The sequence below is a fragment of the Paenibacillus albidus genome (assembly GCF_014644435.1).
Classification (GTDB): domain Bacteria; phylum Bacillota; class Bacilli; order Paenibacillales; family Paenibacillaceae; genus Paenibacillus_AQ; species Paenibacillus_AQ albidus.
In genome coordinates this window covers 18702-33159 of record NZ_BMKR01000040.1, presented here as the reverse complement: position 1 = coordinate 33159, position 14458 = coordinate 18702, and the positions used below count along the sequence as shown (strand labels likewise).

The window sequence follows — 14458 nt, the reverse complement described above, 5'->3', positions numbered from 1 at the left end:
GGCGGAATTGGTTTAAATGGAAAATAATTCTTTACTAATGGTATTCTTTATGTTACTTTATTTGTATACCATTAAATAGGAGGTAGATAGCTTGAGTTCTTCAAGAATGGGCAGGCCTCCCTCTTCAAATCCTAAAGATAAAGCTATACCGGTACGACTGGACGAAGCAACAAAAGATATTCTCCAGAGATACTGCGACAAGCATAATGTGAACAGAGCAGAAGCTATTCGTGCTGCAATTCATCGGTTGGAAGAAGATGAAACCAACTACTTCTGGACTCCAGAGTGGCGACAAGAGCTTGTAGAAAATGAGGAATGCATCAAAAATGGAGCAGATGAAATCCAGAAAACGACACAGACGCTGCTAAGGTTGATCCATGAGATGAAAATGAAGACAGGGAGTGAACAAAATGAAACAGACAAGGAGTAAAATCATCAGCTCAGTGCTCATTGTGATGATGTTGATGGGTGTAATGGTGAGCAGTGCTGTAGCAGCTCAAGTTACCGTTTCGGTCCATGTAGATGGTAAGCCGGTCAAGTTCCCCGATGCAAAACCGTATTCTGAGGATAATCGTGTTATGATCCCGATCCGGTTCGTGAGTGAAGCTCTTGGGGCCAAGGTGAGTTACAATAAGGAACGGGTCGTCACCATTGAACAGGGAACAAAAAAAATTACGATGAAGGTAAACAGTGACACAGTGACGGTGGACTCAGTGATCAAGAAACTTGACGTACCAGCCCGGTTGCAGCAAAACCGCACCTACGTACCCCTACGGTTCGTGAGTGAAGCTTTGGGAGCCGGTGTTGGCTGGAATCAGCAAAAGCATCTGGTGACAATTACAACCGCGACAGCGGAGGGAGAGAAGCCTACACCAACACCGATCCCAGGAACCAGTGAAGACAATAATATGTTCACAAAAGGGTTTAAGTGGCAGGAGGGTTACACTAAGCTAGCAAAAATTCTGTTTGTCAATAATATGAAGGTTAGCAATGGAAAACTAACCTTTACTTTACCCAAAGAAGCAAAGGCTACCAAATTTACACTCAAAGATGCTGTCAATTTGACCCCTGGGAGCACTTATTCTTATGAACTTGGAAAAGGTAAAGGGTTTATTAGTTTCACACAGCTCTATCCTGGGCGTGAGAGTCAAGAAGGTTACTCTATTGCCTTAGACAGCAGTTTTAATGAGGATCTAGGAAAATTGTTTGGACATATTACCAATGATGCTATAGTGGTAAATATGTCTACGGCAGCAACGTTATCCGAAGTACAGGATTTGGCCTTGAAGTTGAATTAAGCATTCATCATTCATATTACAGAGTCTGCTGAAGCAGGCTCTTTTTGTTATTCTTTTTTTGAGAGGAGCCTTTAAATGATCAAGAAAAAGTGGATGTTTCCCTTAGCTTTTGTGCTCTCATTGTTAATAAACTCAATTGCTTCAGCAGCAACTGAGCCGATGCTAAAACAATATACTGGGTGGAGTTATGGGGATAATTACGGGAAATTTAGTGGTTATGTTCCTGCCTTGGAAAAGCAGGTCGAAGCAAATCCGTGGCAATTGGCCCAGTGGGCAGGGATGTTTACTTTTGCTGACAAAAATACTCGCGTTGTCCCAAATTATGATGTCTTTAACGTTAAAAAGAAGCCGGAGGACGATAAGTTTGATAAGGAAAACGGTTTTGGTTTGGTTTATAAGAGTACAGAGTCTCTTGGTGTTTTGTTTGATAGTATCTGGGCTGGGCAGACGGGAATTACTACGAAGCAAAGGGAACATTTCCGAAAACAATTTAGTGAGAGTGCCAATGATCCGATTTTCAAAAAAGGACATGATTTTTATTACACTTTAGAAGAGTTTCATCCGTTCCTCAGAACCTCCGGTATCGTCCAACGTATGGGGATAAAATTCAACAAAGCCCAGAAGGTGAACGAGAACAGCTACCGGGCCTTATACGATGTTTCGGCATGGCCGGAACTGAAGGTGACAACTGGAAACACCCTTACTATTAACTATCTGAGTTATGGGTTTACTGAAAGGGATATTCGCATAGTTGCAACGGCTAAAGGGAAATTCCCCGATTTTACGAATGCAGTGAGCTTAACAGAAGGAAAACTGATTCACACATCGAAAGAGAAGCAGGCCGGAACCGTTCAGGTACTTGCCAAGGACCTGGTCAAGACTTTAGGTAAAGACGTAGATATCATTCTTGAAGATGGCTACGGAAGAACGGTGATCCAAAGCATCACCCTACCGGACGATCAGACGCTCGATTTTGTACCCACGAAGCTGACATTTACGAAAAATGGCCAATTGTGGGTCAAGATTCGCTATGACGGCAACGATGTGATTTCATCGGATTATATTCATAAGAATGGCATTCCGAACATTGCAGGTATTAAAATTGGTGGAGCACTTACCAATGAATTTACGATGGGTTCTAGATTCACGGATATATCACAGACACTGGTTAAAGGGACAATATTTAATGTTTATTTAGGCAAGATTAATGTGGGCACAAAGCCAGGCAAATATTACATTAAAGCGACAACACTTATAAACAACCCTAATCATCAGGAGCGGGCGCTAGAATCACCAGCCGCAGCATACACAAACAATGAGATCAAAGGGGAATGGATGATTGAGGTGGAGGAGCCTAAGAATGATATGGTAGCTTTATCTGTTACCACCTCTCCTGATTCGATCACTAAAGGTGGGCAAACCGTGATCACTGCAAAAGTGAAGAATGACGGCACGAATGGACAGAACGATGTGCTCATTCGCTTCTTCGATAACACAAAAAAAATATATGAAACACGAAAGACATTTGAGGCAGGTCAAACGCTTACTATAGGTTCTTTTAAATGGACCGGTAGCTCTACGGGGATACACAACATAACTGTCTCCGTAGATCCTGAAAAGGAAAAGCCAGATAAGAATCGTAGTAATAATGTGGCCACTACCGGCTGTAGTGTAAGTTCCTCGGCATCCGGAAGTGGGGGAGAATGTAACAATCCGGAGGCTAAAGGTGAATGGTCCATATCATACCCAGTTATTACAGGGTATCCCACAAAAACCTACGAACACTATTATACAAATACCGAAGGAGTTAGAAACTGGTATACCATTAGCTACACGGATTACAATGATCCCATTTGGGAAAACCGTAATGTGCAGTATAAGGAGAACCTGACCATATCGGCAGAAGTTAATACGAAACAAGGCATCGCCACGGATCTCAAACGTCCGAAAGAATCGGACCGGGAAAGCCGAGGGTCCTGGGAGATCATCCCGTATGCTAAAAAGAACGGCAAGAATGCCAATGAGATTACAAGAGCAGGTTATGGAATTGAACTGAAGGTGAAAACAGATTACTTCACTGACTGGGAATCCAAAGTTCCAAATGGATTGGAAGGAACTGCATATCCTATTGGTGGAACGTACTACGGGCCTGAAGCGGTGTACGCAACTTTCTATACCCCTAATGGAAAAATGGAACGCCAAGTGAAGCTGGAGAGAACTAGCGGAGATCGGAATAACGCTACTTGGGAACTTCCTCTACAGACGATCACCTCGGATTCGGGGAAAGCATATCAAAGTCGTAAGTATATGACTTCAGTTAATGCAGCAGATGGGTACTACCGTATCAAGCTTTCTACGGGTCCCTCAGGGATGAATGGATTAGTTGCTTGTGTCACGAAGCAAGTGCAGATCTTAGGTAGCGTGTATGATGATGTTCAAAATTTAAGACGAGTGAACTAATATTATTGTCCCCATCTAATAAAGATGGGGATTTTATTTTACTGTATATTATTGTTCTAAGTGGAATTAAAGCTGATGGGGAGGTATTTATGTTTTCAAATCTTTGGACGATGGTGGAAGTTATTATAGTATGTGCTGCTCACCTTCTCTTTCCAGAAATAGGAGGTTGAAGTGCTCATGTTGCTTAATCAGATCTTAACATTCGGTTTGCTAGTCCTCAGCTGCTACTGTAGTTATACAGATTTGTTGGAGCGGAAAATACCGAATAAGTGGACTCATCCCACGATTTATATACTATTATTACTCAGGCTACTGTTCAGTCCTGAATACTTGATGGGCATAATACCTGCCTTTGTAATATTTCTAATCTTCATATTTAGTCCTGGTTCGATTGGAGCTGGTGATATAAAGCTTGTGGCTATACTTGGATTATGTATGGGTCTGGAGCAGTCGTTGGTTGCTCTCTTGTTCATGTGTATTTTTGTTTTTCTATATTTAGGCGTAAGAAGGCTAATGTCGTACACGCCTACATTTTCCATTCCTTTAGCTCCGTTCCTTTGCTTAGGATTATTTGTCGTGGTTGTTTAGTCTAAAAAATGGAGGTTTTAATAATGAATACAATGTATGTAGCAGTAGAAGTGAGTAAAGAAATATCGTGGTATTACATCTTAGGAGAATATTTCCACAACGTTAGCGAAACGGGCAGGCGTAGAAAAAAATCTTGAAAGGTCCAGAGCCAATCAAGATTTTTTTGTTGCTTCGAGCAATTTCGTACAGAAATACAGCGCATTAAATGGTCCAATGAACATGACTGGTGCCGACCAGATACCACTCACCTTGATAAGACTCAAAAATAATCCGCAGACTGGAAAACAGAAATTCACTGATTTCGCTGGATTCTGGCCCTTTAAAATGATATTCAACAAAAATGGCATCCGGGTAGACCTCCCGAAGATTATTGGTTGAATTGCTATGTGCGATGAATTGATTGTAGGCTGTTTCCTCGGCATTAGCATAATCGCGATCATATACAAAGCTGTTGAGGTACTGTTTGAAAGTAAGATTAATGGGGTCTCCAGAACCATCGTATGCCCCCCATTCGTATACCGTATCCTTCTGAATGAGAGCTGCAAGCTCGTTTCCTTTGAACACGAGATCCCCGCCAGCTTGAATTGTGGCATCTGGAGAAAAGCGCACTCCCTTGACCGGATGAACCAGGGACCCGAGCTTCTTCATATCCGATTCTTTAAGCGCCATAATGACCTGCTCGGCCCTCGAAGCGATAACCTTCTCAGCTTCAGCCGGACTGAGCTGTGCCCCGGTAGACTGGTTCATTAATTCCACCCGGTCTGGAATAACCTTCAGATTCATTACTGAATCAGAGCTTTCATATGCCAACCCGAAGGTTGCCAGGCCAGCCAACAGGACAATGACCCCTTCTTTAAGCATTAACTTACGCCCCCCTGTGACAAGTTTTTCTCTGTATAATTGCCCGGTTCCGTTTCATTTATACACTGCATTTTTGGTCTAGAGAAGAGTAATGGTTGCATCCCCGGCTCTTGCCAAGAAGCCGACCCGTCCTGTTGCCACTACCTGCACCAAATCGAAGACGGCAAGAGCTCCCGGTCCGGATATATCGCCTGTAGGACTGGGAATGTACCATCGGAGCACGATGACAGGGGTAGCCTTCGTCAGCAGGGTATAAGTGGAATCAAAGGCAGGCGCATTGTGCAATTCAGTGTCTGAGGTAGTGAGATGGATTCTTTTAGTCCATACAGGGATAAGGTCCATCCGCATAAGTCCAATTCTAGCGGAATCAACCACTATCTCGTCCGGGTCATTAAGCAATGCCTGTTCCAGAGCCGCCCTTACAGCAGCTCCTGTTCCAATCCTGCCCAAGCTTCGGACCGCAGAGTCCCGAATTGTGTTGCATGAATGATTGAGTAATTTTGTCAAGTAAGGGACAGCCGTTTGACCAAGTGCTTCCCACTGGAACTCTTGGTGATATAAAGCTTCATCCCAGATGGAATTAATATAGCTACATTGCTCTTCGCTGATATTCCAGCTGTTATACAGTGAAACAGGGTTTACTTGGTACGTGCTTACTAACAGTTCAGATCCTGCTGTGATGAGGTCAGGATTGGCACTTTGATTTGCCTGAATAAGGGTTTCAGGGGTAGTGGCGAATTGTTGAGACAGGCACCATAGTGAATCGCTGGGCATGACTACATAATAGGGAGAGCCGCCCGCTTTGGGCAGCGGGATATTGGGGTCAGGAATAATCAGGGGCATACCAATAAAAATGTAATTCGGATTGCAAATGACGTTCGCGGCCATAATGGCAGGCATTGTAGTCTGGAAGCGTTGTGCGATTGCAGACAGAGTATCCCCGGATTGCACGATATACAACATGACTGTAGCCTTCTTCCACTAAAATGTAGGGCACTGATTGTGCTTTTCGCCCAGGATAACAGTCTATGCAATCCTTTAGAAAAGGGGAACTTCAATAATTCACCATAATGAAGCTATAAATCATCATTTTCTTCATATACATGAGAGGTCAATATATATTTGGAGGGATGGAGTATGTCTTCTGGAGCTACGCTTGTATACACCCTGGTGAATGGTGAAAGCATCAGTTCAGTTGCCCGTAAATTAAATCTGGATGCAAATGAGCTTGCACGCAGCAATTCACTGCCGGTCCATTTTTCTCCGCCACAAGTGTCCGCCATGATTACAGTTCCCGGAATAAGCTTACCGAGCTCGGGTGTGTACTACAATGTGAATTCAAATGAGCATTTGTACAGCATAGGCTTTCGTTTTCTAGCTTCACCTAACCTGATTGCAGGGATCAACCCTGTTATTATTAACCAGAATCTAGTTTATATAGATCAAAAAATCCTTGTTCCAGCGTTTGTTCACACCGTTGAGAATAACGAAACATTAATAGATATATCCAACCTGACGGGGATACCTTTGACATACTTGGCCCGGGTCAATGAGGATAGACCCAGCTTTACCTATGAAAGCTTGCCCAAAGGTTTCGATGTATTAATTCCGCTTCCCTCATCCCAAGGAACTGTAATTACCAATCCTGTTCCTGGTACCCGAATCGATGACGATGTGAGCAGAACCCGGGTTCAAGGCTTTGCCTCGGAATTTGAGGGAAGCTTTCTGTACCGGGTCCTTGACGATGACAATCATGTGCTAATGGAAGGAAGCGACTCAGCGCCTTGGATCGGGGATACATTTTTCGGTGAATTCGACTTTCCGCTTGAATTACATATACCCCCTAGCACACCTAGAGGTAAAATACTCATATTTGCTTATAACGAAGGCAATGGAAGTTTAATTGACCTTGTGGAGACACGGATATATTTTTAGAGCAAAGTTGAATTCCAAGGAGGGTGGAGTGTGGTCTGGACCAGCGGATTAAGCGGACGTATCGTTGAACAGGGTGAACCCGGCTATGAGGAAGCACGACGCATCTATAATTTACGGTTCCATAAATTTCCTAGGCTTATCGTGTATTGTCAAGCCCCCATCGATGCTGCAAATGCGGTCATTTGGGCCAAACAGCATCATATGGATTTCCGGGTGCGCTGTGGAGGACACAGCTATGAGGCATATTCCAGCTTGGATGGGGGGCTTGTCATTGATGTCAGTGAGTTGACACATATAGAAATCGATAAAGCGGCAGGTACGGCGAGGATTGGGGCAGGAGTTCGCCTAAAGTCGTTATACGACGCCTTGTGGAAGCAGGGACTAACGCTTCCGGGAGGATCCTGTCCATCGGTAGGGGTTGCGGGTTTGACGCTTGGGGGAGGCTACGGCTTTTTATCAAGAGCTTTTGGGTTGATCTGTGATGCTGTCCAAGAAATCGAGGTGGCCGATGCGTATGGCAAGCTTATACGTGCAAATGATATGCTGCGAAGCGACTTGTTCTGGGCTTGCCGTGGTGGCGGAGGAGGGAATTTTGGCATCGTGACTTCTTTTGCTTTTCGAGTATACCCCATCGGCGATGTTGCGCAGTTTACTGCTTCATGGGATTATAGCGATCTTGAGAAGGTTATCCGCTTCTGGCAGAACTGGGCGCCCCATACGGATTCCCGCTTGACCTCCAATCTTAACCTTCCGGCTGAAGGTCTCGGGGACATTGGAGCAAATGGAGTATTCATAGGTATCGAAAAAGAACTTAGAAGCCTTGTCCGGCCTTTCCAAGAAGCCATACCACCCAAGCAGTTGACTTTCAGATCATCGACTTGGATCGAGGCAATTCGCAGATTGGGCGGGAAAGAGGTTAAGCAGGTCAAATTCAAAAACAGCTCCACCTATGCCTATAAGCCTCTCTCAGCTGATGCACTTCAAGCATTATCTAAAAATTTGCAAAACGCACCTGGCCCCAGCAATCTTGTCAGTTTTGTTGCGCATAGAGGGGCGATCAGCGAAGTAGCTTCAGAGGCTACAGCATTTCCTCACCGCGAAGCGTTGTTTGTGCTGCAATACCAGTCCTATTGGCAGAAGGATAGAGATGCCTCTGCCAATATTCAATGGATAGAACAATTCCGGAGCTCGATGCTGCCCTACACGCACGGTGCTTACGCCAATTATTGTGACTCGCTGATTCCAGACTGGCCAAAAGCATACTATGCCGAGAATCTAGCGAAGCTTAAACAAATCAAGCAAATATATGATCCCGACAATCTTTTTCGATTCGAACAAAGTATTCCCGTGCAACAAGAGGATCTTTAAAATCGTGGATCTATATGTTCTTGTATGTTCTGTTCATAATACTTTTGGATTTCCACCGCTCATTTTCGTCTAATTTACTCATTTGTATTGTCCCCAATCTGTTCGGCTCTCTCCAAAGCAACCCCCGATTAAAGCAACGAGGATGCCCGAATAAGCGATCGACTACCGTAACTTGTCTTTATTTGATCAATTGCACGCTCTTCGGTTATAGGCACGGACACGGTCGTCAAAAAGAGTAAGCTGTATAGAGCATACATAAAATAACCCGCCAGGTAAATTATACTGGCGGGGTTTCCAATGTGGATCATAATTCAAACTCAGTCCACCCAGGAGCCCATCTGAGCAGTGTGCTGAAAACAGGATACACATACAACAAAGCGCTCAACTGGATGGAAAGCGTAACGAATACCAAAGGCAGCACGGTGCTCTCCAAATATGTGTACGGATATGATAATAATGGGAATATCACCTCGGCCACGGAAACGAAAAGTAATGGTGCGACCCAAACGACAACGTATGCTTACGATGCCCTGAACCGGTTAACGACAACAGTCCATCCGGGTGGCGGCCGCGACACCTACACGTATGATGTACGAGGAAACCGCTTGACACTGGAGCAAAGCGTGAGCAATCCAGCGGAGTTCCAGGACACCAGCTACAGCTACGACTTGCAGAATACCTTAACTTCTTTAACAAAGGGCAGTAGCAAGACGGATTTCACCTACTATGCAGATGGTCTGCGGTTCAAGAAATCGACCAGCGGGGTGCAAACCCAGTACAACTACAACTTTAACGGCGAAGTGATTACGGAGGCGAAGAGCAACGGTCAGAAGGCCAACTACGTGCGCGGGGATCGGGTGCTGGTCAAGAAAGATAAGGGTACAAGTAAAGATTATTACTACCTGTATAACGGCCATGGTGACGTGGTACAGATCGTAGATACGAGTGGAAACATCGTCAACAACTATGCGTTCGATGAGTGGGGGAATATCACCAGCCAGACGGAAGGGATCTCGAACCCATTTAAATACACAGGTGAGATTTAAGTTGAAGAAACGGGACTTTACTATCTGCGGGCACGGTTTTATGATCCGAGTATCGGTCGGTTTTTAAATGAGGATACGTATGAGGGGCGGATTGATAATCCGTTAAGTCAGAACCTTTATACGTATGTGGGGAATAATCCTTTAATTCGGAAAGATCCTACAGGTCATGATTGGTTGGATAAACTTTCTGGTTTCTTAAATGGTGTTTCGGATGATCTCACCTTTGGTCTCTGGACTTATGCTTGGGATAAAGTGTATACAGAAAGAGATGCTGATTACTATAAAGGTTACAAAACTTACACAAAAAATTTCACTCCCCAAACTAAAGAACAAGAATTAGCATTGTTTGCATTAATGCATTCGCAGGGTTTTAGTAAGATGAAAGCTTCTCAAGTCTTAGATGAGGTAATGGATGATGTCAAATTTAAGTTCATAGCGTATGATGGAAAGCATTTTCCTAATAAGAATGTTTCTTGGAAAAATGTAGTGGAATCAACAAAAAGTGGTCCTGCTAAGTACAAGTATGGAACAAATGTAGAAAAACTCGAAAGGAAAGCATTGGATCAAGGCGTTTTTGTCAAGCAATGGAAAACCATGGGTGGTTTATGAGTTTGATGATATTATCAGAGCTAAGAATGGTGTGGAAACCCCTTATTATAAGGGTGGAAATAAGTTCGGATGGTACTGTTCATAGTCATCCAATAACACCACAAGAGTATAAAAAGTATACAAAATAAGGAGTATGGTAAGATGATATTCGAAAAAATAAGCTTCTATCCCGGTAAAATAACATACGAAGATTTTGATATCGATATTAATAAACCACTTGATTTTGAAGATGATGGATTAAAAGAAGATATGTTTAAAGTACAATACCCGGACAACTTTATCTTAGATATTGGATGGTATTCGGGAGTTAACAAATTTAATATTTATATTATTAAAGATTTTGATTGGGACAATCCAATTAAAAAAACTGAATGTGACTTAGTAGACCTTTATTCCAAAACTGAAACCTATGCAGTATATATTAGAGATTTGTTATCAAACTGAAGCCGGAGTCGCCAACACTTCTGCTTCATTGAACAGGTTCATCTCCGTATAGCCCTCATCTTGAAAACAAGGTGTGGGCTGTTTGACGCTTACGAATTAAAGAACAAGGAGCAGAAGTTGTAATATATGATTTGACATTCTACAATGTTGAATATGATTTAGAGGATATAACGGAATTAAGCGTCAAACTTGCAAACCGTTTTAAAGATACAACCTACATTTATGATGTTCAAGTTTCGACAAATGAAGGGATTTTCTATTTTGACTGAAAAAATGGAGATGAGACTTTAGCAACAAAGACATAGGAGGATGAATTGTGGAAAAACAAGAAATATTTATGAAGGGATATCTAAACAGAGTGGAACCTCGAAGATGACGATATACTAGAAGGAGAAGGAACCTTAGTCGACACATATTATTTAAAATAATGCCTGAAAGTCTAAAATGACCACGTGCGAGTGTAAACTCCATGTGGTCTTTTTTATTGCAACAGCACTGGACGATAACTTGCTTTTTTCATACCTATAATAGACCTTCTGTGATCCACTCTCAGACTTTGATACAAGAATATATGTGTGTATTGGGAATAACGAAAGGTGCAGGGCCAGATTCTCTTCGTTTCTCGCCGATGTTTTCTATTCGAAATGAAAAACCGACTCAGCTCAATTTTTATAGTTTTTGCTGTAGTAGAGGATTTGATGTTGGCCAGGCGCTTGAGTAGATCAAAGAGCAGGGGACACGCCGCAGTGATGTGTGGCAGCTTAGCCTGCATATGTGAATCTACAGACGAAGAGGAAGACAGGCAGCTGATAGATGGAGAGCAGGCGGCGCTGGTTTTGGCGGACCCGCCGTATAATGTTGCAGAAAAGAGTGATTAAGCGCAACTAACCGCCGATGGCCGCGGATCTATTATGAACGACGATATGCCCGCAGAGGAGTTTGCGGGCTATTTGCATGCCGTCTTTGAACAGTACATGTAGCCATTGAACCCACTGCAGCAATCTATGTCTTCCATCCACCATCCTATCAACGGGAGTTTGAGGACGCGATGAACGCTGCAGGTATCAAGGTCCCTTTTAGTGTGTTTGGGTCAAGAACGTTGGCCACTTTCGGTTGGGCGCAATACCGCTGGAAGCATGAACCGGTGTTTTATGTCCACAAGAGGGGCAAGGCCCGTACGGGAACCGAAGCAAACTACGGTATGGTGGATCGGCTTACCAGTAGAATATCCGCTTCTGGAAAAGGTCTGGGAGGTTTCGAAGGGGGATGTGAGTAAATACGCTCATCCTACTCAGAAGCCGCCGGTACTGCTGGCCATTCCGAACCGGAACAGCAACCGGCGTGGGGACACAACAGCTGATTCCCCGGCCTCCTGCAGCTCGCCAAGCTATTATATCTTACCTGCTCCATACAATCAGCATACTGCATTTCTGCCATTTCTGATGGAGGAGTTCTATGATGCCAATAATAATCGCCACTATATCGTATCAAGGCTGACCCCCGGCTTCCATCACGATACTTTTATACCGGGTGTAGAAATCACTGATTGGAGTGGAGTTCCGATAGACCAGGCGGTGGCCATAAATGCCGACCGGGAAGCTGGCAGTAACAAAGCAGCTCGGTACGTGCGAGGATTGGACGCCATGACAGTACGGCCAATGGCTATGTCGTTGCCACCAGCTGAGCAATGGGTCATTGTCGGTTATTGCAGTAATAGTCAAAACTACAAGATACAGCTATACTGGCAAGTGAATCAGATTAGCTCATTCAACGAAAGTTTAACCCCTGCTGCAACCGGGAAATTTGCAACTGCTAACGGGCAAGATATTAATATGGAACTTACCAATAACGCCAGAAAGGTTCTATTCGCCCGGAATGCCATTGATTTGAGCAAAAAAGCTGCCGATCTCAGGGTCGATACCGTCCATAGCCGATGTAACGGCGATCTGAAACAGGATGTAAACAATCAAGTATCCGCCACAACCGAAACCCTGCTGTTTTCGCATACGCCAGCGTCCCGGTGCTTAATGACCTATTCAATTAGCCTACGGACAACAGCCGCTGTCACGGTCACACTGAGGGCAGAATACACAACCCCAGAAGGCACGACGACAACATCCACAAAGCTACTGGATGCGCAAGCCCTGGCCCCTAATACAGATTACTCGCTGGTCCCGTTTTTCACAGCATCGGAACAAGGGAAGCCCGTCCGCCTCATTTGCAGAACGCTGGACAAAGTAGATCAGAAATACTGTGATCCCTTATCGAATTTCTCAGTGTCAAAAAAACACAATTTGTGTTGTACGGCAATTTAACTACATGAGGAAATTTCTTGTCTACAATCTCCTTGATTTGAGCGAGCATTAATGCTATACCGAAACATTGTTCGAATAGCCTGATCCGTCGTAATAGGTACTAACTACGGTTCGTTAAAAACTTGTTTCATAGTAAGGCAAGGCTTTGGATTATTTACTGAAGAATTGAATAATAACGTAGATGGTTGCACACACTCAAAAGAGTTAATTTTAAGGGGGCTTAAGTTTATTATGATGGATGAACTGCAGAAACTTAACATTGAAGATCTTCTGAACGAATTACGAAACCGTGAGCAACAAAAGATGGAAAGCGAAGATTTAACAGTGCACTCAACAACTAAAATAAATAATGCTGTGAATTTATTAACGACTAAGGAGTTAATTGATACTGCTACGGAAAAGCTTGAAGCCATTTATGATACTGATGATCGTGTTGACTTGTTTCGCGTCAATGATAAGAACATTATAGAACAGGCGGATAGTGTCGTCTCATTATTCAAAAACGAAAATATTGTTGATTTAGGTAATGGTTTTTCCGAATTAAAAATTAAAACAACGGGTGAATTATATAATTTTTGTCGTGTGGAACCTTTTAATGATCAACCGTCAGGTGCATTCTGTACTGGATTTTTAGTTAGTTCCGATATAATTGCTACTGCTGGTCATTGTATTAACGAATCGAATTTACATGAGATTCGATTTATATTTGGGTTCAGAATGCTTGATGAAAAAACAGCTCAAACTCAAATAAGGAATTCAGAAATATACAAGGGGATTAAAATCATAGGACACCAACTGGAAAATAACGGATCTGATTGGGCTTTAATTAAACTTAACAGGAAAGTTAATAATCATAATCCGCTTCAAATACGAATGAATGGTATAATAAGTAATCAGGAAAAGCTGCATGTGATTGGACATCCGATCGGGCTTCCAGTTAAGTATGCTGGTAATGCTAAAGTGAAAAAAAACGAAGATTCTTCATTTTTTTTGGGATCACTCGATACTTATGGAGGTAATTCGGGCTCTCCTGTTTTTAATAGCAAAGGTGTGGTAGAAGGAATTTTAGTTAGGGGAGCGACGGATTTTGTTTCACTGGGAACTTGCACTGTTTCATTTGTATGTTCTGATCAAACATGCGAAGGCGAATCTTGTACTAGAACAACTGAATTTGCATCTTTTTTGGAATAATCATCTTACTAGTGTGACACTCTGAATTTAGTAGTTATATTTCAATAAAACAGAGCTCTGTATAGCAAAGAGTCGACACAAGTTAGGAACAAAGAGGATGGAATGACTTTAAAGGCTAAAATATAGTAACCTCCAAGACAAGTTTTTTATATCTTTCTTGGCTGATAACACTAAGTTAAACTTGTTTTGTTAATTGAACGACGGAGATCGTCGTTCAAGATATCAAGTAGGTACAGGGGTAGAAAAAGCAGCGAATGCTAGGTTTATCCGACCGATCCTGCTGGTGATTCAGGAACTGTACCGTCAACAGCTCCACTTGTATAACGACAGGTGGAAGATCGGA

12 protein-coding genes and 1 pseudogene are annotated in these 14458 nt (G+C 43.1%); 11 read left to right on the top strand and 2 right to left on the bottom strand.

Features of this window, described 5'->3' with window-relative positions; translation table 11 throughout:
• The first annotated feature begins 91 nt into the window (after positions 1-91).
• The 4 genes from IEY53_RS28855 to IEY53_RS36205 all read left to right on the top strand — a co-directional run bounded on the left by IEY53_RS28855 (position 92) and on the right by IEY53_RS36205 (position 4346).
• Positions 92-430, top strand: a complete 339-nt coding sequence (locus IEY53_RS28855) for a ribbon-helix-helix protein, CopG family (RefSeq protein WP_229696422.1) — start codon at positions 92-94, stop codon at positions 428-430.
• Positions 411-1298, top strand: a complete 888-nt coding sequence (locus IEY53_RS28850) for a copper amine oxidase N-terminal domain-containing protein (RefSeq protein WP_189031114.1) — start codon at positions 411-413, stop codon at positions 1296-1298. Before IEY53_RS28855 ends, IEY53_RS28850 begins: the two co-directional genes overlap by 20 nt.
• A 75-nt stretch (positions 1299-1373) precedes the next feature.
• Positions 1374-3758 (top strand): CARDB domain-containing protein, encoded by a 2385-nt coding sequence (locus IEY53_RS28845; RefSeq protein ID WP_189031112.1) that lies wholly within the window; start codon positions 1374-1376, stop codon positions 3756-3758.
• Positions 3759-3935: 177 nt separating this feature from the next.
• Positions 3936-4346 carry a prepilin peptidase gene (locus IEY53_RS36205; RefSeq protein ID WP_189031110.1) on the top strand — a complete coding sequence of 137 codons (411 nt, stop codon included), beginning with the start codon at positions 3936-3938 and terminating at the stop codon, positions 4344-4346.
• A 201-nt stretch (positions 4347-4547) separates the two neighbouring features.
• Here the strand turns inward: IEY53_RS36205 and IEY53_RS28835 are convergent, their stop codons facing one another.
• Positions 4548-5207 (bottom strand): hypothetical protein, encoded by a 660-nt coding sequence (locus IEY53_RS28835; RefSeq protein WP_189031108.1) that lies wholly within the window; start codon positions 5205-5207, stop codon positions 4548-4550.
• Positions 5208-5285: 78 nt separating this feature from the next.
• Entirely contained in the window at positions 5286-6170 is an 885-nt protein-coding gene (locus tag IEY53_RS28830) for a LysM peptidoglycan-binding domain-containing protein (RefSeq protein WP_189031106.1), read from the bottom strand.
• A 174-nt stretch (positions 6171-6344) separates the two neighbouring features.
• On the opposite strand from IEY53_RS28830, the gene IEY53_RS28825 reads away from it, so the two are divergent.
• From IEY53_RS28825 to IEY53_RS28795, 7 genes and pseudogenes are all read left to right on the top strand, one after another.
• Positions 6345-7142, top strand: a complete 798-nt coding sequence (locus IEY53_RS28825) for a LysM peptidoglycan-binding domain-containing protein (RefSeq protein WP_189031104.1) — start codon at positions 6345-6347, stop codon at positions 7140-7142.
• Between the two features lie 30 nt (positions 7143-7172).
• Complete coding sequence (locus IEY53_RS28820) at positions 7173-8510, top strand: FAD-binding oxidoreductase (protein WP_189031102.1); 1338 nt, start codon at positions 7173-7175, stop codon at positions 8508-8510.
• Positions 8511-8857: 347 nt separating this feature from the next.
• On the top strand, positions 8858-9556 hold the full coding sequence (locus IEY53_RS28815; protein ID WP_229696421.1) for an RHS repeat domain-containing protein: 699 nt from the start codon (positions 8858-8860) through the stop codon (positions 9554-9556).
• Positions 9557-9571: 15 nt separating this feature from the next.
• A pseudogene (locus tag IEY53_RS28810) lies at positions 9572-10165 on the top strand (RHS repeat-associated core domain-containing protein); the annotation flags it as partial.
• A 141-nt stretch (positions 10166-10306) separates the two neighbouring features.
• Positions 10307-10609: a hypothetical protein gene (locus IEY53_RS28805; RefSeq protein WP_189031100.1), complete on the top strand. Its 303-nt coding sequence runs from the start codon at positions 10307-10309 to the stop codon at positions 10607-10609.
• A 1151-nt stretch (positions 10610-11760) separates the two neighbouring features.
• Positions 11761-12924 (top strand): hypothetical protein, encoded by a 1164-nt coding sequence (locus IEY53_RS28800; protein WP_189031098.1) that lies wholly within the window; start codon positions 11761-11763, stop codon positions 12922-12924.
• A 231-nt stretch (positions 12925-13155) separates the two neighbouring features.
• A complete protein-coding gene (locus IEY53_RS28795; RefSeq protein ID WP_229696419.1) occupies positions 13156-14115 on the top strand; it encodes a trypsin-like serine peptidase in 960 nt (319 codons plus the stop codon).
• Positions 14116-14458: the final 343 nt, after the last annotated feature.